Origin of the sequence: Paenibacillus sp. LK1 (assembly GCF_002750415.1) — a bacterium.
GTDB lineage: Bacteria > Bacillota > Bacilli > Paenibacillales > Paenibacillaceae > Paenibacillus > Paenibacillus taichungensis.
Genome location: NZ_PEII01000006.1, coordinates 269,707 through 293,800, shown reverse-complemented (window position 1 = coordinate 293,800; position 24,094 = coordinate 269,707). Strand labels below are relative to the sequence as shown.

At 46.9% G+C, this 24,094-nt stretch carries 19 protein-coding genes; 5 read left to right on the top strand and 14 right to left on the bottom strand.

Annotation, left to right across the window (positions count from 1 at the left end):
* Nucleotides 1-52 precede the first annotated feature (52 nt).
* Complete coding sequence (solA, locus tag CS562_RS15900; protein ID WP_099857058.1) at nucleotides 53-1,207, top strand: N-methyl-L-tryptophan oxidase; 1,155 nt, start codon at nucleotides 53-55, stop codon at nucleotides 1,205-1,207.
* A 205-nt stretch (nucleotides 1,208-1,412) separates the two neighbouring features.
* Here the strand turns inward: solA and CS562_RS15895 are convergent, their stop codons facing one another.
* The 7 genes from CS562_RS15895 to CS562_RS33455 all read right to left on the bottom strand — a co-directional run bounded on the left by CS562_RS15895 (nucleotide 1,413) and on the right by CS562_RS33455 (nucleotide 10,584).
* Nucleotides 1,413-4,403, bottom strand: a complete 2,991-nt coding sequence (locus tag CS562_RS15895; protein WP_099857056.1) for a beta-galactosidase — start codon at nucleotides 4,401-4,403, stop codon at nucleotides 1,413-1,415.
* 105 nt (nucleotides 4,404-4,508) lie between these two features.
* The gene (locus CS562_RS15890) at nucleotides 4,509-6,041 is read right to left on the bottom strand and encodes a glycoside hydrolase family 30 protein (RefSeq protein ID WP_306554266.1); all 1,533 of its coding nucleotides are present in this window, start codon (nucleotides 6,039-6,041) and stop codon (nucleotides 4,509-4,511) included.
* An 82-nt stretch (nucleotides 6,042-6,123) separates the two neighbouring features.
* Nucleotides 6,124-6,969, bottom strand: a complete 846-nt coding sequence (locus CS562_RS15885; protein ID WP_072734634.1) for a carbohydrate ABC transporter permease — start codon at nucleotides 6,967-6,969, stop codon at nucleotides 6,124-6,126.
* Nucleotides 6,962-7,849, bottom strand: a complete 888-nt coding sequence (locus CS562_RS15880) for a carbohydrate ABC transporter permease (protein ID WP_063565348.1) — start codon at nucleotides 7,847-7,849, stop codon at nucleotides 6,962-6,964. The genes CS562_RS15885 and CS562_RS15880 overlap by 8 nt, the downstream gene beginning before the upstream one ends.
* A 101-nt stretch (nucleotides 7,850-7,950) precedes the next feature.
* On the bottom strand, nucleotides 7,951-9,210 hold the full coding sequence (locus CS562_RS15875) for an ABC transporter substrate-binding protein (RefSeq protein WP_099857054.1): 1,260 nt from the start codon (nucleotides 9,208-9,210) through the stop codon (nucleotides 7,951-7,953).
* A 182-nt stretch (nucleotides 9,211-9,392) separates the two neighbouring features.
* Nucleotides 9,393-10,421 carry a LacI family DNA-binding transcriptional regulator gene (locus tag CS562_RS15870; protein WP_076287911.1) on the bottom strand — a complete coding sequence of 343 codons (1,029 nt, stop codon included), beginning with the start codon at nucleotides 10,419-10,421 and terminating at the stop codon, nucleotides 9,393-9,395.
* 37 nt (nucleotides 10,422-10,458) lie between these two features.
* Nucleotides 10,459-10,584 carry a hypothetical protein gene (locus CS562_RS33455; RefSeq protein ID WP_257219503.1) on the bottom strand — a complete coding sequence of 42 codons (126 nt, stop codon included), beginning with the start codon at nucleotides 10,582-10,584 and terminating at the stop codon, nucleotides 10,459-10,461.
* A gap of 85 nt (nucleotides 10,585-10,669) precedes the next feature.
* Between CS562_RS33455 and CS562_RS15865 the strand changes: the two genes are divergently transcribed.
* Nucleotides 10,670-11,044 (top strand): iron-sulfur cluster biosynthesis family protein, encoded by a 375-nt coding sequence (locus CS562_RS15865; RefSeq protein ID WP_257219502.1) that lies wholly within the window; start codon nucleotides 10,670-10,672, stop codon nucleotides 11,042-11,044.
* A gap of 173 nt (nucleotides 11,045-11,217) precedes the next feature.
* Here the strand turns inward: CS562_RS15865 and CS562_RS15860 are convergent, their stop codons facing one another.
* Entirely contained in the window at nucleotides 11,218-13,275 is a 2,058-nt protein-coding gene (locus tag CS562_RS15860) for a methyl-accepting chemotaxis protein (RefSeq protein ID WP_099857050.1), read from the bottom strand.
* Nucleotides 13,276-13,536: 261 nt separating this feature from the next.
* Between CS562_RS15860 and CS562_RS33450 the strand changes: the two genes are divergently transcribed.
* Nucleotides 13,537-14,553 (top strand): DUF5050 domain-containing protein, encoded by a 1,017-nt coding sequence (locus CS562_RS33450; RefSeq protein ID WP_257219501.1) that lies wholly within the window; start codon nucleotides 13,537-13,539, stop codon nucleotides 14,551-14,553.
* 176 nt (nucleotides 14,554-14,729) lie between these two features.
* Nucleotides 14,730-15,686, top strand: a complete 957-nt coding sequence (locus tag CS562_RS15850) for a phosphotransferase family protein (protein WP_099857049.1) — start codon at nucleotides 14,730-14,732, stop codon at nucleotides 15,684-15,686.
* A 169-nt stretch (nucleotides 15,687-15,855) separates the two neighbouring features.
* Here the strand turns inward: CS562_RS15850 and CS562_RS15845 are convergent, their stop codons facing one another.
* The 4 genes from CS562_RS15845 to CS562_RS15830 all read right to left on the bottom strand — a co-directional run bounded on the left by CS562_RS15845 (nucleotide 15,856) and on the right by CS562_RS15830 (nucleotide 21,600).
* Nucleotides 15,856-16,734 (bottom strand): amidohydrolase family protein, encoded by an 879-nt coding sequence (locus tag CS562_RS15845; protein WP_099857047.1) that lies wholly within the window; start codon nucleotides 16,732-16,734, stop codon nucleotides 15,856-15,858.
* 1 nt (nucleotide 16,735) lies between these two features.
* Complete coding sequence (locus tag CS562_RS15840; RefSeq protein WP_099857045.1) at nucleotides 16,736-19,888, bottom strand: GNAT family N-acetyltransferase; 3,153 nt, start codon at nucleotides 19,886-19,888, stop codon at nucleotides 16,736-16,738.
* Between the two features lie 285 nt (nucleotides 19,889-20,173).
* Nucleotides 20,174-21,052 (bottom strand): EamA family transporter RarD, encoded by an 879-nt coding sequence (gene rarD, locus CS562_RS15835; protein ID WP_072734803.1) that lies wholly within the window; start codon nucleotides 21,050-21,052, stop codon nucleotides 20,174-20,176.
* 104 nt (nucleotides 21,053-21,156) lie between these two features.
* Nucleotides 21,157-21,600, bottom strand: coding sequence for a GNAT family N-acetyltransferase (locus tag CS562_RS15830; RefSeq protein WP_076287906.1), 444 nt, complete (start codon nucleotides 21,598-21,600; stop codon nucleotides 21,157-21,159).
* A 100-nt stretch (nucleotides 21,601-21,700) separates the two neighbouring features.
* On the opposite strand from CS562_RS15830, the gene CS562_RS15825 reads away from it, so the two are divergent.
* Nucleotides 21,701-22,255, top strand: a complete 555-nt coding sequence (locus CS562_RS15825) for a stalk domain-containing protein (protein WP_099857043.1) — start codon at nucleotides 21,701-21,703, stop codon at nucleotides 22,253-22,255.
* 118 nt (nucleotides 22,256-22,373) lie between these two features.
* Here the strand turns inward: CS562_RS15825 and CS562_RS15820 are convergent, their stop codons facing one another.
* The gene (locus CS562_RS15820) at nucleotides 22,374-22,829 is read right to left on the bottom strand and encodes a DinB family protein (protein WP_099857041.1); all 456 of its coding nucleotides are present in this window, start codon (nucleotides 22,827-22,829) and stop codon (nucleotides 22,374-22,376) included.
* 131 nt (nucleotides 22,830-22,960) lie between these two features.
* Nucleotides 22,961-23,581 carry a hypothetical protein gene (locus tag CS562_RS15815; RefSeq protein WP_099857039.1) on the bottom strand — a complete coding sequence of 207 codons (621 nt, stop codon included), beginning with the start codon at nucleotides 23,579-23,581 and terminating at the stop codon, nucleotides 22,961-22,963.
* Nucleotides 23,582-24,094: the final 513 nt, after the last annotated feature.

Genomic DNA, 24,094 nt, shown 5'->3' with positions numbered 1-24,094 from the left:
GACTAGATTATCCTGTATAAGATTGGTCTCTGAAAAATAAGTGGAAGGAGGGATGGTTATATCACATTCCTATGATGTCATTATCGTTGGAGCCGGATCGATGGGCATGAGTGCAGGTTATTATCTTGCGCGCAGTGGATTAAAAACATTGCTGATTGATGCCTTTGATCCTCCGCATACGGAAGGCAGCCATCACGGAGAACCACGGCTTATCCGCCACGTATATAGCGGGGGACCTGATTATATAGCGATGGCACTTCTGGCGCAGGAACTGTGGGAAGAACTGGAGGATACTACCGGGGCCAAATTGCTTGTACCATCAGGCGTCTTGAATATAGTTGACCCGGATATCCATTCTTTTCATAATCGTTTAACCCATGCTGACGATGCGGGGATTCGATATGAAACCTTGCGCGCAGCCGAAATCATGAAACGCTGGCCAGGCATTGAAGTCCCTGAACATTACGAGGGAATGTATGAGCCTGATGCAGGATATTTATTCAGTGAGCGCTGCGTGCTCGCCTTCCGTCAGGCAGCCGAAGCATCGGGTGCCACTCTCTTAACCCACACACGTGTTGAACATATCGATTGCAGCGCAGATTCTGTTGGAGTCATCACATCTGCTGGTGAGACGTATTATGCGAACCAGGTCATTCTCAGTGCCGGAGCATGGTTTCAGACGCTGAAACCGTTCGTCAATCTTCCCATTCGAGCTGTACGCAAAACTGTGGGATGGTTCGATGCACCGGAGGCAATGTTCGCCGAGGATCACTTTCCCGGTTTTACGCTGGCTGGAAAAGAAGGCGGATATTATGGATTTCCGAGCATTGGCGGGTCGGGTCTGAAGATTGGACGTCACGATACGGGGCGGGAGTGGACACCAGGCGATACACTGGCTTCATTTGGCTCTGATGAAACGGATGAGGGTGATCTGCGGAGATTGCTTGAACTTCGGATGCCTCTGGCAGCGGGAAAGCTGAAACGTGGTGCGGTATGCAAGTACGAGCTCACACCGGATGAAGATTTTATTATCGACCGTCACCCTGCCCATAACCATGTATGGCTGGCAGGCGGATTTTCCGGTCATGGCTTCAAATTCGCAAGTGCAGTGGGCAAAATATTGTCTGATTTGATGCAAACAGGCCATACAGATCAGGATATTGGACGATTTGCCCTTTCCCGATTTGGTAGCCATATATCAAGGTGAACTCCTTTCTTGAACCGTGTTGTGTGGTATAGCACACCATGTCTCAAGAAAGGAGTATGTGCAATAGTGGTGGGTCCAGATAGGGTGAGCTGCCCGGAGATTCAGAATCTATAGATTCAAACATCCGAGCAGTCTCCACAAAGAGAACAAATACAACGAAGGAAACGCTGTCTATTGCCGTTGTACTGTTACATATAAAGACGAGCTATTCGATCACAACCCATGGATACTGGGACAAGTTATCATACAAGAAACGCACCTGTTCTGGCGTTCGGCCTTCCTCATCAAATAACAGCAATTCATTCTCATCCTGTAGCCAGGATACCGGAATTTTGTAATCCTCTTGCGGACCGATCTGCCAGTAACGTCCCACATGGTGCCCGTTCAGATGAAGTGTTCCCTTGCTCATCCCGGTAAGGCGAAGCATCAGGTTCATTCGGAAATGTTCGGGCACAGCTGATTTGGAGAAACGCCAGCGGTACCAGACAGGTTGACCGTACGAACCATTCTCCACCGACATGGCATTCCAATTGCCACTATGATCCGCATCCTGCCGATAGGTTTCGAGATGACCTGAAACGTTCGGTGGCTCATATAATCCCCATTGCCGTGGAAGCAAGGCATCCGCACCTGCCATGCGCCAATCCTTCAACTCATCTTCACTCCGGTACAGGATCAGTTCCAGCCGATTCAGCGGCGTTCTGCTATAAGGCATCTCCAGCGTATTGATCTCTCCGGGCCGCAAGTAATGGGAAAGATCCAACGTGTTAAACGAAAACCAGTCCTGATAGCCTTCCATTGGCACATCCATGCCATTAATGCGCAATCCTTGGCTCACCGCTCCAACGAGAATCGCACGGTCCATGCCATCCAGCGTAAAGCTTCTGCTCAGAAGCGGGGCATCCTCCAGATGATTCACTTCATCGAGATGCACCACCCCATGCTCCGCATGCCAATTCCGGCGTATGTCCTGAGCGGAACCACCGATGTACACAGATCCTGCCAGACCTTTGCTTTCACCCAAATATGGAGAAAAATTTAGCCTGCCCATATGCTGTACCAGCACCTGAAGTGTATTCTTTCCTTTCGTCATCTGCACCTGAACACCCGCTGCACCAACTTGACGAACCAGTGCCTGCTCTACACGATTGACATATATTCTGGCCGTGTCCTGGAGAGACGGCAGAATCAGGGTGGTGATTCCATCCACCGAACGGTCGAAATCGCACTCGTATAACAGATACCCGAAATCTTGTCCGTACTGGGAAAAATGCGCTGGTTGACCACTCGAAGCACGCTGTTCCGCTGTCAAAATCACACGAGACAACTCAGGGAAATCCGTCAGTTTTGGTGGCATTGGCGGCGTGCTGAACAGAGCATGCTGAATTGCTGCGGATGACTCCTGAACATGTTCATCCTGCATGCCGCTCTGTGAATCGTTTGCTTCTCCGTATATGAACTCACGTCCAGTCAACGACCGTTCACCATCCGTCCAGCTGCCGAGAAGTAAAATATTCCGATCCGGATCAGAGATCATACCCGTGACCTGCCCGGAAAGGGAGACAGCTATATCATCTAATCCGATTGCGTAACGCAGCTGTTTCGCCCCTCCCCCTCCATTGATTCTCCACGTGCGATCCATCGTTTCCTTGTCCAGAACCACGAACCGAATGGGGATGCCACTCGCCTCCAGATGAATGATGCCTGGCTCACGGAAATGTACCAGTTCGAAGAGATAGGCTCCATTTAACTGATCACGTTCAACCAGTACCTGCATGCTGCTATCCTGTACATTCAAGACGTTCGTTACCAGTTCCACAACTGAACGCTGTCCCGCCTCCGCAACGATGAACAGGGTCAATTCTCCATTCACCACTTCATTGCCCGTAATCATCGCGCTACCTGTCAGGTATACATTCTCGGCAATCTCTACCCTGTCCAGTATCGGAATAATCTGCCCTGGGTTCAGGGCAACGGGAAGTGTCCGGCCTTCCTCCAGCGTGACGTGAAACGTCTCGCGCTCATCCTTCTGACTCTCCAAGAACCATATCTTTTCGCTGCCTTTAGATCTGCCTCGTACAGAGATGCCTTGCGGATGACGTACCTTGATCTGCTCTGCTGGTACTTCCTCCGTCTCCATCAGCAAAGCGCCAAACGCATGGACAAAATAGGATAACGTCTTCGCTACAGCATACTTGGCCGTTACCCGCCCGTACTCGTTCAGCGGCGCATCATAATCGTAGGAAGTAATCATGAAAATATCGCTGCTGCCCACGGTTCTGCCACCATATCCACCAAAGTTGGTTCCGCCGTAGAACATGTAATGACTGATTCCGGTATAACCGGTGCGAAGAATTTCCATCATACGTTTCTCAAACAGTGGCGCCGTCTTCTGAATGGCAGAAGGCCCACCCCAATTCTCGAACCATCCCGTCCAAAATTCCGTAACGATCTTCGGTGTATCCGGCTGCTTCTGCCGAAGCTTCGCATAATGACCGTCAGCCCCTGACCAGAAGTTGGCCCCTTCAATCGTGCCCTCCGCGCCACCAACACAGGTGATAAGCGGAACATCAATCCCTCGCTGAAGCAGGCCGTCCCGAAGGTGGTTCATATGTGCACTTGCTGCTACATCATCCATCAGATACCCGTATTCGTTCTCGACCTGTACAAGAATAACAGTGCCTCCAGCAGATAGCTGGCGCTCACGAATGATTGGAATGATCCGGTCAAAATACAGATCTACATAATGCAGATAGGCTTCATTATTTTGTCGGAACTTGATTCCCTGCTTCGTCTCCAGCCAATACGGAAAGCCGCCGAAATCCCACTCTGCGCAAATAAACGGACCCGGCCTCGTGATTACATACATGCCCAACTCTGCACACAGGTCCAGAAAGGCTCCACAATCATTGTCTCCTTCGAACGACCACTGTCCTTCCTCCGGCTCATGCACGTTCCAGGCAAAATAGGTATCAATGCAATTCATGCCAGCCAGCTTCGCCTTCATTAGAACCTCCCGCCATTCCTCCCTTGGCATGCGGAAATAATGAATGGTGGCACTGTTCAGAAATACTCGTTCTCCATTCATCATGAAGCTGCGCTGATCGTAAGTCAGTTCAGATCGAGCACTATGCTCAGTTCTGGTATTTTTATTCTTTTCCTGCTCCTGAAGCAAAAGGGATGTTTTCTCTGTCAAAGATAAGCCCTCCTTCTCTGTGTTTGAGTTCATCGCTGCGATGACAGAACAACCTTCCGATCTCTGTTATCCCCAGATTTTTTTGATTCCGATTTCAATAGGCCATCAGTTCGCCTGCAACGTTACACCTTCCACTACAACGGTGGTGATGGAATTGTCCGCAGTCGAGACTTCCAGTCCATTGGTATATACCGGAACATTTTCAAGCTGCTCCATGTTCCGATCCGGTGACGTCTGATAAACTTTAGCTGTAGAAGTATTGCTGTAGTCAAATGCCCCCAGTTCAAATGCTGTAGTTCCGGCAGATAGCTCATTGCGAATCACCAGCACCAGCCTTTGATTAGCTGCATCATATGCGGCAAGTGTTCGCCCATCATCTGTTGGAATAATCGTTGCACCTGGACGGATGAATTTCGTAAACTGGGCCATGCCATAATACTGTTTTGTCATCTCGTACTGCTCTTCGCCATTAAAATTGGCATGAATGAAACCCCAGTTATTGTTGGCACCTTCATCTTCAACGGCCTGCCAATACACCCAGGCAGAAGGCTGCATGATTTTCAGATCGAACATGATGCGCTCCGCGAGCTCCTGCACGGAAGTCATGTCCTCATGACTATGCGGTTCACTGCCACCTGTCCCATACTCGGACATCCAAAGTTTCTTGCCATACCGTTCAGCCAGCGTGCGTAGTTCTTCCATTTTGCTACCATTATAGGAGTGCGTGTTAATCTGGTCGATCACATCCAGCGTATCCTGATCATAGAGGCTGAAATTGTGCACCGTCTCGTCAATGCTATTATCGTCCGCAGCACTGATGAGCGTACCATCCAGCCCTTTACTTTTGAGCGATGCCGCAACCTTCTTGATAATCTCGGCCTGTTTCTCATTGGTAAAATGACTGCCTTCCTGCATGTTGCCTTTCTTCCACCAATCAGAGGAAGGTTCATTAAGTGGGTCAAGTGTACGGAACGTAATGCCCCACTCATCGCGATAATGCTTCACTACTTCGGTCAGATAATCGGCAAACGCGTCGTACTGATCCTCTCGTAGATTGTTGCTGCCATCCACGGCACCCGTAACCGAGCCACTGATCGTCATCCAGTAAGGTGGTGAATTGGAGAACGCTTCAGCAATGTTGACCCCACGTTCCAGAGATCCCTGTAATACGGCACGTTGTCCTGCGTCTGCCTCCCAGTCCCACACGCCGGGTTCAGGCTGGAAGCCGGGAACATCTCCTCCGGGCCGAAGCGCCTTCATATCAGGGTTCTCCTCACCGCCAATATTATAGCGAACAATGTTCAGGCCTAGCCCTTTCTCTGCATCAAACACCAGATCCATGACTTCACTGACCTTTGCTTGATTTTTCCATCCTCCAAGATCGTTGGCCCACCACGCAAGCGACGTACCCCAGCCTTCAAAATGATCATAGGATTGCTCCAGCTTCAGACGTATCGGCTCACCTTGGAATGTAAGTGTTTTGGATGATTCATTGGCAAAATGATTGATGATAATCCCTCCTCCTGCAAGGAGCGCGATCAGGGCCACACCCATCAGGATGTAACTCCGGCTGCGCCACCTGCGCTGCTTGTGATGATTATGGTTGTCATTGTTGAAAGGGTCCTTGTTGTTATTCATGATTCATGCAGCCCTTTATCCATGTGCGATGTAGACGGCTCTTGCTTTTCACCATTGGCTTCAACACTGCGTTCACCTCCCGTTACTTGATCCCGCTGCTGCCACCACTGATATTCGCTTCATAGACATAACGCTGTCCGAACAGATATACCAATACCATCGGAATGGTCAGGAACAGGGAAGCAATCATAACGAGGTTCCATGGCGGCATCTGTCCACCACCGACCGTAGTCAGAAGCTGAACACCGAGCGCCAGTGGCATTTTCTCCGGATCATTGATGTAAATGAGCGGCCCCATGAAGTTCCCCCAGTTATAGGAAAACGAGAAAATGGCGATGGCGGCAAGTATCGGATAGGTGAGTGGCATAATGATCTTCCAGTAGATTCCCGGATGTCCCATGCCGTCAATCATGGCAGCTTCATCAAGCGACTTCGGTATGCTCATGACGAACTGCCGAATGAGAAATACGTTGAATGCTCCGGCGAAAAAACTAGGCACGATCAGTGGATAGAATGTATTGATCCAATCCAGATGACGGAAGATGATGAACTGCGGCACCATCGTCACCTCGCCCGGAATCATCATCGTACTAAGCAGTACAATGAACAGGAATCGACTGCCTCTCGCCTTGATCCGAGCGAAGCCGTAAGATACGACCGATGCTGACAACACCGATCCGATAATGGTAATGACGGTAATAATGACTGAATTTTTCAGATAAGTACCCAGATTGTTATTCGTGAAGATCGTATAGAAATTGGACCATTGGAATTCGAGCGGTATGAAGGTAAAGGCTGATTTTACGGTTGTAGCGTCACTCGCCAGTGCGATGGAGATCATGTACAGGAAAGGGGAAGCAAGCAGCACCCCGACCAGAATCAGAAAAATGTAAGATATCGTTTTCTCCACAGTGGATGGATTACTCATTTGCTTTTCCCTCCTCGTAATGCACCCATAGCGCCGACGAACGGAACACAACCAGGGTCAACGCCATGATGATGATGAACAGAACCCAGGCAATGGCCGATGCATATCCCATTTTGTAGAACTGGAACGCATTCTGGAACAGGTAAGGAACAACCATCTGGCTGGCATTATCCGGTCCACCCGCTGTAACGATGAATACCTGTGCGAACGTCTGAAGCGCCCCGATCATCCCGGTGACGAGATTGAAGAAGATGACGGGAGTCAGCATTGGAAATGTAATGTGGAAGAACGATTGCGAGCTCTTCGCTCCATCAATGGCGGCGGCCTCGTACAGCTCCTGAGGAATACCTTTCATACCCGCCAGCAGTAGTACCACACCACCCCCGACGCCCCATAGCGACATGAGGATCAAGGCTGGTTTAACCCAGTTCGGATCAAGCAGCCAGGCAGGACCTTGAATGCCGAAGATGGCAAGTGCCTGGTTGATCAAGCCTTCCGTTGGTGCAAGCAGATGGATGAAGAGCAGTGAGCTTGCAACTACCGGAACCACAGATGGCAGATAGAACAGGATGCGGAAGAAGGTAATACCTTTGATTTTTTTGTTGAGGTAATACGCAATCCAGAGCGAAATGGACATGCCCAGCGGAATCGATATTAATGCGTAGAAGAAGGTATTGCCTACGGATTTCCAGAAGATCGGGTCATCGGTCAACAGGTTTTTGTAATTGTCTATACCGATGAATTCAGGAGACTGGAACAGATCCCAATTGGTGAAGCTCATGTAGATGGAAAACAGGATCGGACCCAGGGTAAGTCCAAGGAATCCAATCAGCCAAGGCGAGATGAAGATATAAAACCATTTCCCGTCCTTTTTTCTCACGTTAAGCCCTCCCATAACGAAGCGAGCAGACGAAACCCGGATTCATTCATGCCGAATTCCGTCTGTCCCCTGTCGATGCTATTTATGCATGTGAACAACCTCTATTTATAGATTCTTTCCAGTCCGCTCTGAATTTCGGTCACCGTATCATCCAGTGAAGCTTTATTGTTGAAGTAGACACCCAGCTTGTCGTTAATGAGCTTCATCATTTCATTCCATTGCGGATTGAATGGCTCGGCGTAGATAGTGGACTCGCTGAAAGCAGCCATGTTGATTTTCTTGCCGCCATATTCGGCATTCAGGAACTCATCGCTGGATAGGCCTGCCTTCGTTGCCGGAGCATCCTGACCCGCTTTGATCATCGGTAATTGTGCTTCTGGTGTAGTCAGCGCTTCTATGATTTTGAATGCCTCTTCCTTATGTTTGGACGCGTTCGTAATCGTAAAGCCATTGAAGAACGCATTAGTCTCTCCCCATATCGGAGAAATGTCCCAATTGATGCCTTCCACCTTGGCAAGTGAACCAATATTCCAGAATCCCGTCGTCTCCATGGCAATCTTGCCTTGGGCGAACAATGGGTCAGCACCGATATTTCCCATGTCGGCAATCTCCGTTGGGGTTGGTCCCACACCATGGGTGAAGGTCAAATCATTCATGAATTGCAGTGCTTTACGTACAGGTTCGGTATTGAAGGTAGGTTTGCCGCTCTCATCGAACAGGGAACCACCGTTTTGGTAGATCAATTGCATCCATTGCGGCCACCAGCTGCCTGGGTAGTAACCCCATTGAACTGTTTTGCCATTCTCCTTCACCGTCAGCTTCTGAGCAGCAGCGAGCAGGTCTTCCTGAGTCCATTCCTTAGTTGGATATTCCACTCCGGCCTTGTCGAACAGATCTTTGTTGTAAAAGAGCACCATCGCGCCTGCACGGTCAGGCATTCCGAACTGTTTCCCATCGAATTTCATCAGGCTGGCGATGTCGTCAGAATAGCGCTCTGACATGTTCACATTGTTGGCTTGGATCATATCATCCAGCGAAACAATTTGGTTTTTGGAGGCGTACGCCTGATAGTTCTCGGCAATCATCATGATGTCCGGTGCGGTTCCCCCGGCGATCATCGTCTGAACCTTTTGGTCATAGTCCCCGGCAACGACGTTCAGTTTCACGTTAATATCGGGATAGGTCTGCTTCACAATGTCGAGCCTCTCCTGATAAATCTTCTTCTCGTCCTCCGAGCCCCAGATCGTCATGCTCAGATCGACCTTGCCACCAGCTGCACCGCTGTCATCCTTGCTACAGGCTGTCAGACCCATTACCATGACCAGCATCAATAACGAAATGACCTTTAAACTTTTTCTCATACCGTGCGCCCCCTTGAAATATGAATGGAAGATCAGACAACTGAAACCCGTTTCATGAAATGGGTTTCATAAAGTTTAAAATTAAAACCCGTTCCAGTTTATGAAAGGGGTTTCATTCACGACCTCATTATATTTCACCCTCCGAAGGAATGTCAACGCTTTCTTTTTCAAACATTCCCCATTTATCGTGGTGCGGGTCCAGTACTTTGGCGGACAACAAGCTCTGGTTGCAGAATGGTCTGTTTCTTCGGATTAGCCTGATTAATCAGTTCATGCAGCTTGTCCACGGCCAGCTTGCCCAGCTGATACGTATTCTGGGACACAGTCGTCAGTTCCGGTATAACGGCACTGGCGAGCGGCGTATCATCAAAACCGACAATGGAAATGTCCTTTGGAATCGATAAGCCATGCTCAATGGTCGCCTTAATCGCACCAATCGCCGTGTAGTCGTTCACGCAGATCACCGCAGTTGGAGGGTTTCCACGGTCCAGCAGCTTAGACATCTCCCGTTTGCCATCTTCAATGGAGAAGCTTCCAAGCAGTTGACGCTCTTTCGGAATTTCGAGTCCATGCTCACGCAGTTTTTTCTGAATGGCCTTGACCTTAACCATCGTGGTGGACAACTCCTTCAAACCGCCTACAAAAGCAATATCCCGATGTCCCAGTTCTAGTAAATGTTCAGCAGCCAAAACAGCCCCTGCCCCTTCATCCGTATACACCCGATGGAATCCGCCTTTGGCAATATTGCCATTAACCAGCACAATCGGCATACGTTTGCCCATATCAATCAATTCCTGAGCCATCTCATCCGGACAGACCTGCATGTTGATTCGTCCACCGAGAAAAATAATGCCATCTACCCGCTTCTCGCGCAAAATGGACAAATACTCGGACTCCCGGCTGTAATCCCCGGCCGTATTGCACAGGAAGAACGTATACCCCAATCCACGTGCCTCGTTCTCAGCCCCCCAGAACACTTCCGGGAAGAACGGATTCGTAATGTCTGGCAGGATGATCGCAATGGTTCCCGTCTCTTTCTTGATCAGACTGCGCGCCTGCGCGTTGGGTTGGAACTGGTGCTTTTCAATGATGGACATGATCTTCTCCCTTGTGCTTGCACGCACAGGTGCCGTATCATTCAGCACACGGGAGACCGTGGATACGGATACGTTCGCTTCTTTGGCGATGTCATATATGGTAATCGGTGTCATATGTGGAACCATCCTTTTTCTCTAATATTCCTGCTTATCATACCAGATAAGGAATCGGGATGAAATGGGTTTCATTCCGAGGATCCATCACAGCATCTCCACCGATGATATTCAAGTAATTGAACCATTCGATCGGATGATCCACCAAACTTGTAATTTTCATCGGATTCAGCCTGCTTTCCCTTCTATTTCACACCATTGTTCCATATATTAGATTGTAAGCGAATTCATAAGGTGATTAGAGGAGTGTGAACGACGTTATGATCATTCAGGTCAGTCCGCTGGCAGAATCAAGACTTAACGCGATGCTGGGAGATCGGCCGGGCTATTTCAAGCTGTTTTATGACACCGATGGATGCGGATGTGATGGTACTGCTGTGCTTCTGATCGTTAACGAGCCGGACAGTGATGACATTCGGATTGAATCCGATTCGCTTCCTTTCCTTATCAACAAACAGCAACAGATCTATTTCGAGCCTTGCCTTCGCCTGCAATCAGAGAACAGTTTCCCTTCCTACCGATTGAGCAGTGATTCCATGATATATGGCAATCATGTTAAGGCCCATGATCTTCGGGATTCCGCAGACACTTCGCCGCAGCCGCTCAGTTGGTTCGTACGATAAAAGTTAGAAAATATGGACCTACGAAAAAACCTCCCAACCCTTTAAACTTAACGGGCTGGGAGGTTTTTTCTTTGTTTGTTTTTGTATGGCCTGCACCAGTTGTGCGACTGGAAAGTTATCTCTTGGCCCAATCGCAGTATACCGGATCTCGTCAAATGACCTCATGCGCTTATTTACTTTGTTTTGAACCGGGATGATGCTTCGGCAAGCTGTTTGGTCAATCCATCGATGGTCTGTACCATCTCTGACAGATGCTCGGTCATACCTGACTGTTCCTCCATCGTCGCGGTTACTTCCTCCACGGATGCAGACACTTCTTCACCCGAAGCAGATAAGTTCTGAGCAGCTCCAATGACGTCATCCTTATCCCGTTCAATGGATTCAATCTCAGAGGCAATGGCCTGAACCTGGTCCATCATTTCATTCATATTTTGGGTGACAAAATTGAACGTTTCCTTGGTCTGGCCTACACTGCTCTTATGCTGTTCTGCAATCGCCTCAATGGCTTGTACGCTCCGGTTATTCTGCTCGACATGATCAATCGTCTGCATCACAATCCGGCTGATATCCTCCGACTGGGCTGTGGTCTGCTCCGCCAGTTTGCGGATCTCCGATGCAACGACGGCGAAGCCACGCCCATGCTCGCCTGCCCTAGCGGCTTCAATAGAGGCATTGAGTGCAAGCAGCTTCGTCTGATTCGCAATCTCGGTTATCGTACCTGTAATTTGGTGAATGCCAGAGGAGCTTTCAGCGAGCTGCACTGTGATTTTGGAAATGTTGGCTACTTCGGCCTCGTTCTGTCCGTTCACCGCAATCAACGCGTCAATGACCTCATGGTTGTTCTTGAATGCATCCGTAATCTCGTCTGCCTTGAGCTTCACTGATTGCGACATCTCATTGACTTTCGCAATTTTATTGCCCACGTTCATGAACTTATCCACGATCGCTTCCGTATCATTGGCCTGAGACTCCATGGCTCGTGAAATTTCAAACGCCGTTGTCGTGGTTTCGGCAATGGAGGTCGAGGTCTGCTGGGTGGACACATCCAGTTCGGTTGTACTTGTTTTCAGTACGCTGATGGAATGATTCATGCTGGAAATCAGCTGTTGGTTGCCCGCCGCCATCGTGTTAAAGCTGTCCACCAGTTGTTTGAATTCTCCGCTATATTTGCCCTTAGCCTGCACCGTCAGATCCCCGTCTGCAAGTTGTCGGAACAATGCTGTTAGCCTTGTAATGGGTTTGGTAACCAGTAAGGAGATCAGTATTCCTGCGATGATAGACACCGCAATTGCGCTGAACAGGACGATATACATCTGTTTCGCCATTTTCCCTAATGGCTTCTGCACATCACTTAGTTTATCTTCAACAATGATGGTCCAATCTGATCTTGGAATTTTGGAATAAAAGATTACTTTGTCTTTTGTGCTAACATCACCTTGTTGCAGTTGCTCATTAGAAGGCAGATCAATCAGTGACTGATATTCACCAGACTCAAGCTTCTGCCCCGCCATCTTCTCATCCGCCGAATTGAACATTACCGTGCCCACGCGGTCCAGAATAATGACTTTTCCCTCTTCATTAATGTTGATGTTCTGAAGCTGGTCAACGAAGAACGAGGTTGATGCGGTAGATACGAGTACACCCTCCACTTGTTTGTTTTCATCGTAGATCGGCATTGCAAAAGCGGTACCCAGCGTACCCAGTGACTTGGAGATAACCCCTTCACTAATTACATTCTGGCCTTGAACCGCCTGTTGAAAATACGCTCGATCTGCACGTTCTCCCCCGAGGGCTTCAGGATCGTTCGCTGCAACGACGATGCCTTTCCGGTCCAGCAATATGATATTGCTGTTGCCTTCCATCCCTGCGAGGCTGTCCGCCAATATACCATTGGACTTATCCACGAGTTCACTATTTTCCGAGAAAAAGACATCATCATTCTGTCCTTCGCTATTTCGAATCTCCAGCAATTCCTGAAATGTGCCATGTGTTGTAATCAGGAACGTGGACTGTTCTTCCAACGTTAGTGAAGTGAGCAAGCCCGCACCAATCCGGTCAGAGGTTGCTTTAATCTCATCCTTGCTTTTGTCGAGGGTAATCACTGCTGCTACAGTGTAAGATAATACCGCAGTTACCGCCAATACGAGGGTTACCAGTAAACTGATCATTAGCGGCAATTTGACTCTGAACGACATGTTGATCACGCGTTCTCTCGCCTTCGCGAATACCAAATGAATCCACCTTCCATTTCATCCTTGATTGTGTCCAATATTGTATGGGTTAACTTTATATCGGTAGATATCAATCAATTGTTCAGCAGGAACAACGTTTGAACTGAAAATGTTTATTTAAAACTCATATTCATCTATATAAAAATAGAACTATATGTAACTAGTATTATATTTTTTTTCATTTACTCCATTTGTAAAATAAAGGTATAATTCACTTTGAATTCATCTATCGTTTCTTTTAGTGAAAAGGGTGCAAAGATAATGAAAAGAACGATCCTACCCAACCAATTTATTGCAGTCGTAATAACTTTACTTCTCTTCATTGCAGGGTGTGGTCCAGAAGAAGAAGCACATGAATATCTCTCAATTACAAACACGGAATATGTTAATGGAACAGATACCGATGATGGTATGATCATGAGAGTATACACATACGACCTCCAAACGAAGGCTCTAACTAAACTATCTGATTTACCTTATACCTCACAATATCCCTTAACTGTAGCTTCCTTAGCAAATGACACCATCTATTATTCAGGAGTTGGAAAAGATAAGAGTGACGAGTTGTATTCCTATGATATTCAGGCACAAACGACTCAACAATTAAGCTCAGGCTTATTTGCAATTAATTCAATTATTCCAGATACCGTTGATCATACTTTGGTTATGGCTGCTGTTAAGAAGGGAGAACGGCCTGTCAAAGTTATGTTCTATGATAAAGAAACTCAAGACATGACCATATTGAATGAAAATGATTCGGATACAACAACATGGGATATTTCTTATGATCCAGAAACAAGAAAATCCTATGCCATCCAATATTCTGAAGAGGAGCAATATAATCATATGGAGGAGTCCAATAAAACGCAAACACCGATGGTTCCTCCAAACCATACGATCATTGAGATAGATCCAATCTCTAAACAGACACGCAAGGTTATTGAACTAGAGGAGGAACAAATTTTAACTTTATCAACAAGGGGAGACCAAATTCTTATTGCCACTGCAAAACATATCAACAAGAATCCAATTAAATATAGTATGGTTAATATTAAAACAGGAGAAAGAAACGAAATTGATCTTCCCATTAAAGCGAGGAGTGGATTGTTTTTGTCCAAAGACGGGCAGGGTTTCTATTTCCTCGGAGAAAATACAAAAGCAAACGTGAATCAGGAACGAGGAATTTATTTCTATGATTTGAAAACGCAACAAGTGGAAGCCATATTTCTTCAAAAAGAGGGCTTCATTAATAATTTTATGCTTCTATCGAATCCATAGACATTCCGTAATTAGGTTTTTTACAAAAACAATAGCAAAATAGAGACGTTGCTGAGAAACACAGGCACGCTCTTGTCGAGTGGGCTCGCTCACCAATAAGGTGCTTGTGCCATTTGTAATTACAGCGAAGCTTGGTAAGCAACTTAACGAATAGGCAGGAAGGAAGGAGCGATCAGATGAGTAAGAAATCTATCACAGTACAAGCATTAATAGAGCAAACCATTAATCAGTATGTCTCATCGGATGCTCACATCCTAAGCATGGAAAGTAACCCTATCCAATTGGGACTTCAGGCCGTGGAATTGCTTCGACATCATATTGAATTCCTAGTCAATGGAGTGCAAAAGGACATTTCTGTCATTACGAAGAAAGCCACGTTCATTGAACGCTCTGCATTGACCAGATTATTTTCACAAGGCGCGAATGTGCCATTTAGTCTAACAAGTGAGCCTCATACTGAAGATCGCAGCTTGATCTGCATTCAGGATGTGGACTACCAAACCGATTATAGCCATCTGGATATGGATCTGCTCCAGAATAAAGAATTACGAGCGCTGGCTTACATACATGGAACGAATATGGGGTTAAAAAAAGAAATGCCCTGGATACCCACTGTGGATCGGAATCATATCATCGGCATGATGGAAAATCGTTGGAGACCTTCGTGGAACGCCGCCATAGAGAACCCAGCATTCATTGCGGAATTTGGATTACCAATCATATCGGAAATTGAAGCTCTAGCCAGTACCATCGTAGATGATCTTGAAGTTCTGATCAGAGATGAACATATGCATACGATGATCCATAATGATCTGAATCCCGGAAACGTACTGGTACATAACAATGAGGATGTCTATTTTATTGATTGGGAGGAAGCAAGGTACGGCTCCTTGTTCTTCGATATTCCTCTACGCTGTAGCCATATGAGACAAGTAGACATCTATCGGGAGGCCCTGAGTTCCCACGGATATGATATTCCACAAGATCAATTCGAAAAGTATTTCTCCCGGGCATCCCGATACCTTGGCATCCGCTATATGAGTTGGAACCTTGGGGTATGGGAACAACACTCATATGCAAAAGACGACTTAAAAAAGTATATGAAGATGGTAACTCAACCTTTGTTCTCCTAATCCCCTCCTTATTCCAGGTTAAGCATAAGATGAATTCACTGTTTTGCCGAAAAAAAGCCCCTGCCACCAGAAGTGACAGGAGCTTACATGATAAAGATTCAGCATGAACATCGTATGCTTCCACGACCTACATGGCTTACATTTTTCACAAACAATTATGAACTGGTGCTTAACCCAGATCTGCAATTCGCTGTTTAATGCGCGGAAATAAACCAAAAGCATTCTCGTAGAATACCTTCTCATGATGCTGCTCCGGCACAAGTCGACGGACGAATTCTGCATACAGATCGATCGGCGCGAGCGGCCAGTCGGTTCCGAACAGCATTTTCTCGTAATGATCCGAATACACCAGTGCCCGGCGGAAATGATCCATGAACAAGGGTTCGCTCATAAACCGTTCAAAATGGGGCCGATCACCGACAACAAGGCCTGACAAATCTGCGTAAACGTTCGGATTCTTCGCCACGACTTCAGCGGCATCCATCACCCAAGGATCACCCAAATGACAGATCATAAAATTCACACCGCGCTGTTGAAAAGCTAATTCGTCCACGGTCAGCGGATGTGCATATTTGAGCAATCCATTCATCGAGTATGTATCCCCCGTATGAATGACCACCGGCACGTTATACTTTGCTGCCAGTTCATAGACCGGTGTGTAGATTTTGTCATACACGTAGTGATGATAGTACCCCGCATATAGTTTAATTCCGGCTACCTCAGGAGCTTGCAATCGTGCTTCAATCCGGTCCAGCTCGTCCTGAGCGTTTTCACCACCTAGGTGGTTTGGATTAATGCCGACGCATTCCATGAGGAATGAAGGGACCGTTTCTTCCAAATCAAGTCCCATCGGGTTGGGAGAACTGGAATCCGGGAATGCTCCCTTCGTCTGCTCCGTAACCCCCATTCCGATGCCAAGAATCACGTCGTTCTTATCAAACTCCGCCTTGAGGCCAGCGGCAGAATAATCCACTTTCGATAAATCTATCGCCGTTCGATGAAAGCTGTCGATGTCCGACAGATGAATGTGAATATCAATAATCGGCATGTTAAGCCTCCTTTTCACCTTTTGAAGTTGCAAAGTTTAGCTGCAGAAGGCCACGTACATCCTCTGGATTCAGAGGAGTTTGCCCCAAAATCAGATAGGTCGGCTCTGTCCAGACCGTCTCCCCGTTCAGCAGTGGCAGATTGTGATACACATTGTGACCAAGCACCACATTGTTCACAACCCCCGCAGCATTCTGATTAGGGTAACGATTCACTGCATGCATCATGTCTTTACGCGAAACTGCTCCCATTCGCAAGAAACCCTTGGACTGAAGATATCCGTCTACCTTTCCGAGAGGGTACCGCCCTTGCTCAGGATGTTCCAGCCAACCATCAGCAAAGACTGGCGATGGTTTGAAGAAATGTTCCTCGGCTAGCGAGTAATCCAGCGCCAATCCGCTTTCATTCTTAACCGAGTGCAACTCACAGAGAACTGGAACGCCGGGCAGCATGAGGTAATGCTGCTGTACCGTGATTCCCCGATTCGCTTCATGCTTCTCGATGCGGGTTGTGATCTGAATTCCTTTCCAGACGTTACCGAATTCATCCTTCCGCTCCGTCCAAGCCGCGCTTCTTTGTTCCAACTGACGGCTGAAACCGTTCATACCAGGGATACCTACACCCAGTCCACCGTACCATGGATTCCACCAGGAACGCGGGGCTGCTTCCGGATACGTGCTGTCCAGCCATTCTTCACCCTGGTACTTCAAGGAATGCACGACACTTCCGAAACCAGGGGCAGCTGCCATCGAAAGAACTCCGTTGCTCACCGTGTACACAGGACCTGCTGGACCTTCTTCAATCACGCAATCAACGGCTGTTCCTGTCTGCGGATACCAGAGGGCTGTACGTTCATGAATCCGATCCTCGCCTCGATATACGGCCCGAACCTTCCAGCCAAATTCGCTCTCTCCTGTCTCATCCTTTTCCGCAGGGGAGAACTGCAATTTAGCAGAGCGCAGATCCTGCTCTCGATTTAATTCCATATCAGCAGCTAAATGCTCTGGTGTGCCACCATTCTGCACGTACAGTTCCAGGTTTCCAGCGAGCGGGACCATCTTCCGTTCAATCAGTTCTGCTGTCAGCACATCCTGGGCAAACGGATTGCCACCACCCAATGCCAGCTCAAGATGGTTGTCCAGCTTCGGTACAACCGGGCTATGCCGTTTTTGAGCGAATGATCGGAAATCCTGCCATTTGGCAAAGGTATTCAGAGCAAATACGGTCGCCTTTGTTTGCACAACGGCTCCTGCTGGAATCCGGCCTAGCTCATGCTGTAACCCCAGCGTGTGTTCCGGACGAAGCAGCTTCAGCGAAGGGTCCCAATAGATACCGCAAGCACCATACTCTTCCTTGCAGAACAGCCAGTTCTCTGTAATTTGGGCGCTGTCCCAGTGGCTCGGATCGCCAGAGTACGCATCGCCCATGTCTACATAACGGCCTTGGTACGGGAGAATAAGCCGGTTGCCGAAGAAACCAAAGTTCGTCATCAAGAACATATTCTCTTCCAGCTCTGCGCTGCGAGTATTCCCAATTTCGTGGTAAAACTCCGCAATTCCGTTAGCAGACAGTTTGACCACGGACTTGATCTCTATACCAGGGAAATCTTCCGATTCATACAGTGCTTCGAGAACCTGGTTTTCTCCCTCCGGATAGATGTTGACTTCCTTGGCTTGTTTCTTGGAAAACTCTTCTGCAAATGGCTTACCCAGCTTCGGATAGGTCCACCAGAACGTGTGGACGGAGCCAGGATATTCAATCCACATGTTGTTCTCTTGCTTGCTCATATGGAGGGAGAATGCACCGTTCACGGCCACCCACTGTTCCCCGTTTTCCCCACCGTAACGTCCTTGTGTTCCCTTCATTAGAACAGACAGCTTGGTTGTAAAAGATACCTCTTGTCTATCCGTCGGAACAGCTGTTACCTCTACTTCCCGCGAATAGAGACCATACGAACGCAAGGTGAAAGCTACCGGTGCAGATGCTTTGCCTTTTGCAGGGACCGTAAGGCTCACCGAACGTTCTGCCCACTCCAGGAATTCTTCTTCTGGCAAGTCAAAAGTGAACTCCGCTTCGGCATCAAAATTATTCTCCACGTTCAGGTATAGCTCAGCAGGAATGCCTGTATAGAGCTCTTTCACGGGCAACGCCGTGTTGATCTTGGCCGGGAATTTCGGGGCAACGCCCATACGAAACTCGGCTTTTCTGCCACCAATCAGCCATGTGCTTGTTACAACGGGATGGGTCTTATTCTGACTTTGCTCCTCTTGAACCGGATCAAGGTGGAATTCGCCCTCCACGATTACCGTTTCTCCCGGAGCAACCGCTCTTGCAACGTCCAGCGCAAAACGAATATTTTTGTTGTCCTGACCCTTGATCTCGAACTTCAGCTCGGATGCTGAGCGGTTCGTGATTCGGTAGCGAACCTTGTATGTGGAACCAAATACGAGATCATGATCGTCGATCTCTGTGGTAATTTCGTACTCCGGTGTTTCGAGAGCTGTCAGCCCGCGACCCGATTTCTCGAATTCGGCTCGCAAGGAGATATCTCCCTTTTTCCAAGAATAATCAAAGAAATCGAAACCACGCTCCCGTCGGCCATCCGGCTCGATGACGAGTTCACGGGTGCTATCTGCGTACCAATCCAGGTCCTCAAAATAAGGAGCAAGTGCTTCCGTCTGCAAGATGGTCGGGATGAAGTTCATCAGATGCACATTTTCATCCTTTTTCTCCCAGAAGAACCCGCATTTCTTGTACATCGGTACAGCCTTGGTGTTACCTGCCCATGTAAACAGATCCAGGCGAGGCCATCCCGCTTCCACGGTCTTGCGAACGGCATTCAGGATCAGATTACGTCCGACCTTGTAGCCGTGATAATCGGGGCGCACATTCAACAGCGGTACATAAAGGGCATTCTCGTCATAGCGGTAGTGGGCAAAACTACAGAAGCCAACAACCTCTTTCTCATGAACGGCCAGAAATACATGAAGATTGGACGAAGTCTCCATCTCCCGGCGAACGGTATCCTCCGTTCTCTGGTTGGTGCCACCTCCCCAACTTTCGTTACTGCGGTTCCACATATCAGCGACTGCGGCAGCGTAGGAGGGATCGTATTCGATAATACGGATTTGTTCGATAATCGAAGTTACGGTCATATTTGGTCTCCTTATCTTTATCTATAGGATGGTCTTCGTGATCATTCGATATGGCCTTTGCCCGATAGCCGCAGAGATAATACAGGCCATGTTTGAAGAAGCTAGCGATAGTCTTATCATACTATAAATGGAAGCTTTTTCAGAGGATTAAAAATCTTTCTTATCAACTTATAAGTGCCTTTCGGCTCTTGTTCGAAGTGTCAGATAACACCACAAACAAAAAATGGCTCTTTCCGCCTTATTGGACGGAAAGAGCCATTTTGATAATACCGGGGTCCTGTGCCATCAGCTCGCCTTCGCGAGTTTCGCGCCGCGAATCGATGCTGTAGCGTAGACGACGAGCGCTGTCCAGATGAGCGCAAAGCCAACGAGCAGAACCGGCGAGACCGATTCCTTGAATACGAATATGCTCAGTAACAACATGATCGTCGGCCCGATATATTGAACGAAGCCGAGCGTTGACAGCGACATCCGGGCGGCTGCTCGCGCAAAAAAGAGCAGCGGCAGCGCCGTGACCACACCGGAAAGAAGCAATTCAATGAACGTCGGTGCAGGCAGCGTCCATGCCGTCGTTTTCCCCACAACGGCCAAATAGATCCAGTAGCCGAGCGCGACAGGCAGGACTACAGCCGTCTCCGAGAATAAACCTATAGAAGCGTCTTGCTTGATCTTTTTCTTCGCCAGGCCGTACAAACCAAATGACGCAGCCAGCGAGATCGCGACCCACGGAAACCGTCCATAGTCAATCGCGATGATAAGCACCGCTGCGCCAGCGATGGCAATCGCAAGCCATTGGCCGCGGTTTGGCTTCTCACGAAGGAAGAGAACCGCTAACAGGACGTTCAGCAACGGATTCAAATAATAGCCAAGGCTTGTCTCTACGACATGGCCGTTGTTGACCGCCCAGATGAAGATAAGCCAATTAACTGCAATCAGCATTCCACTGGCGGTGAGGGACAGAAGAAGCGAGCGGTTAGTTGCAATCCGCTTTATGTCACCCCAGCGGCGCTGGGCAGCGACCAGAATACCCATAAAAACGAATGACCATACAACACGATGCGACAGAATCTCGCCTGCCGGAACTTCGCTAAACAACTTCCAATAAAGCGGGAGAACCCCCCACATGATATACGCAATAATAGCGTTGACTAACCCGTTATTCATAATCATTTTTCCCCTCTTCTTGCTCTGATGTCTGAACGGATTATACGTCTCAATCCCCTCTCAAGTAAAGGAAATATTGATTAGTTTGATTCAATTATTACTTACTAGCCAAGGTTAATAAGCTTATCAAAGCAGTATGAATCTTTGTCATAGCCATTATGCTCATAGAAAGCATGGGCGTCGGTTCGCTTGAATCCGCTGCATAAAATAATACTAGATATTCCGAGTTCTTTAGCATAATTTTCAGTGTGTCTTAATAGTTGTGTACCTACCCCACGATGCTGAAATTCCTTTTTAACGGCCAGAGCTTGTATATGTAAATAACCAATCGAAACCCCTATGGACAATGCCTGAACTATAGTTACAAAACCAACCACATCATTTTCAAACAATGCAACAAATGTTTTGTAATTCCCATCCTCATTCATTTTTTCTATAGTAACCCGGAAGTTTTCATCATCAACATTGCGAATCTCAAGCACATCGTTCCATAAAAAAACAACTTCAGTATAATCATTCGCTACAATTTCTCGTATCTTAATTTCCATGCCTAACCTCCCTTTTCATACAAATGGATTTTAAAGGAAACATTTTCCTGTCTTGTAGCGTTTATGTTACGTGAATAACAATACTTAAGGAGGAATCAAGATGAAGCGATTAGTTTCTCTATTGTTGATGTCAACTTTAGTTGTGGGTGTAGTGTCGGTTGCATCTGCTACGGACCAACCTTTAAAGGATCTACCTTTTAAGGAACGTGCAGCGTATACATATAATCCTTCATTAAAAAAGATAGAACTAAATATCACAAAGGACCACAAGTTGACTAGAACGACGTATAACTCCACTTATGTTCCTATGAAGGATGTTTTTAAACAATCTGGAGCAACGTTTAATTGGGACGGAAAGAAAAAAATTACTACGGTTAAAAATCAAGGCCAAGAACTGATTCTTAATTTCTCTGGCAAAGAAATCACAGCGGGTAAAAATCAAGTTGTTCTCCCTCGAGAGTGGGTACAATTAAAAAATGGAGTCTCAAGTATTGATGCATTTGTCTTAGCATATATTTTTGAAGTAGCTGCTGATGAGTCCGACCAAGAAAGAGTGGACTGGGAAGAAAAACTTAAATTTTTGGATATCAAAGAAACGACCGGTCTTCCAGGATTAGATAAGTATATGCATGTGTTTGTAGAGTTTAATGATTAATTGAAATCTCTTTTTTCTTAATTTTCATTCGGTTATCCCTGGGATAGGTTTCTTTTCCTCTTATTAAGAAACCTATCTATGAATATTCAGTCCTCCATACACCACGCTATCCTGCCCGTTAGAGCCTCGCGAATGTGATGTAATCTACTTGGACAGGCTCTGCCGATTCGATCCGAAGTACCCGATTGATCTGTCCCCGGTGATATTGCCCATGTAAGAGAACCTGCAACAGGATGTCCCGGACGGATGTTCGGAATGAAACCCCACTCTGATTCGCGTATTCGATCATTTCGTCCAACTCAGATTCCTCAAGCCCTTCGATATAGACGCGATATTGCTCTGCATTTTCTTCGAACATCGTCCGGAGCGCCGCCAGGTCTTCCGCTTCTTCCCATAACGAATATTGCGCGCTGCCCTTGCCCTGCAATCGGGACAGCCAGACTCGTTCTGCGAACGCAACATGCCGAACCAGTTTCAGAAGGTCCTTGTTCTTCGTCCCACTCTCTTCGAGCACGTCCAGGATACGTCCGTCTGCCCAGTACAGGTGTTCCATCATACACTTAATTGTCTTCATTTCGAAATCCCCACCTGGTCTCATCGATTACTTAAACATGTTGTCTTCCGCTCGTTTCATCAATGAAGCTTTTCATTCGATTTAACTGATCTCTGTCTGGATGCCATAGCGTCTTGGTTGAACGCCATCGTTTAACCTAAATCCGTAAGGACTTGTTTCGCATAAGCATCCCAATCCGCTTTATCTGTGTTAATCTCTATAGTTGGAATCAATGATTGTTTCGTAGCCATTCGAAGATTTTCTTGATTATCTAAAAACGTTTCACATACTTGGGGAGTACTAGAATCCCCCATAACATATGACTTCCAAGCTTCACCGCGACTATCAATATACCTAGACTCAACAGCATCCGGGGTCAAGGTTAAGAGTACACAATGTGCATTCATAATGGATAGACGTTTCTCAAGCAACTCAATCTCAGGAGAGGCTTTAAATGCGGCTCTATGATTTACATGAAACCTCTCTAAAAGAAAAAATATACCTTTGGATGGTTTGGAATGACCAAGAGAGTTAATCCAATCGTATTGTTGTTCAAGATAATCAACATGTCGACTTAGAAGTGAAATATGTTCATCCTTATCCATGGATCTTAAAACACCTTGGTGTGAATGCAATACTTGTGAGTAGTGTTCACTTATTGCAATTATAGTTTTTTCATTATTCGGTGTTTGACTATGTAATCTCTTTATAGCAGAAAATAATGATGTTTTTCCTACAGTAGACATCCCTTCAATAATTACACCCCGAATCATCTTCCTATTCCTCCTAAGCTTCGTGGTATTCTGCCCTTTAGTATAAGTGCCCGCTCAAATAGTAGATTTATTCGACGTAAGAATTACACTAACCTGCCCGTTAGCTGAATAAAAGCAGCCAAACACATGAACTGCAACCCAATAGGTAGATATCATCTGGCAATTGGAGGTACAGTTCAACATAAATCGGCTGCTTTCTTGTTTTTATTCAACTACCCTTTCCCGTAAGCGTAATGATGTATTAATTCATCAATGGGAATTGAACCATCATTATAACGATAAGAGAAGAAATAAAGCTTAGTATTGCAATCAAAATATGAAGACAACTGAATGAAATTTTTTCTATAAAAATTCTTTCTTTTCTTTGAATGAAACACGAGTAAATTAACACAGTGATCACAATGGGCAGATAATGATAAAAATCCGGTCCATCCTTACTGGGAAATACTTTATTAATATAGCCACCTATTGTTTCATCAATGATCATAAATGTATATATAACTCCGATTAACG